Genomic DNA, 521 nt, shown 5'->3' on the forward strand with positions numbered 1-521 from the left:
TATAAACAGAGGAGAGAGCAAAGGAATTAGAACGCTTTATCGCACATCAGGCTTACTTTGTTACCACTTTTAAAGGAACTGGGATGTACTCATCCACTTTCTCGCCTTTCAGTACTTTGTCAGCCGTTTCAACACCTAACGCGCCAATAAGATCAGGTTGCTGCGCGATGGTCGCTGCTAGCTTGCCACGGTTAACCGCTGCGATACCGTCTTCTGTGCCGTCAAAACCAACGACCATGACGTTTTTACCAGACGCTTGAACCGCGCGTAGTGCACCTAGAGCCATCTCATCATTCTGCGCAAACACCGCTTGAACATCCGGGTTAGCAGCCAGTAGGTTTTCCATTACGTTTAGACCTTTCGTGCGGTCAAAGTCAGCCGGTTGGCTAGCAAGAAGCTCCATATCGCTTCCCTTCACAGCGGTCATAAAGCCTTCACCACGCTCACGAGCCGCAGACGTACCAGCAATACCTTCCAGCTGAATCACTTTTGCTTTCTCGCCGACTTTTTCCATGATGTAG

1 protein-coding gene is annotated in these 521 nt (G+C 49.5%); it reads right to left on the reverse strand.

The genetic code is table 11. From position 1 onward, the window contains the following. Positions 1–52: 52 nt before the first annotated feature. Positions 53–521: substrate-binding domain-containing protein (locus tag R7044_RS27955; protein ID WP_225456340.1), on the reverse strand; the 469-nt coding region annotated here is incomplete at its 5' end.

The sequence above is a fragment of the Vibrio sp. 1402 genome, assembly GCF_033340275.1.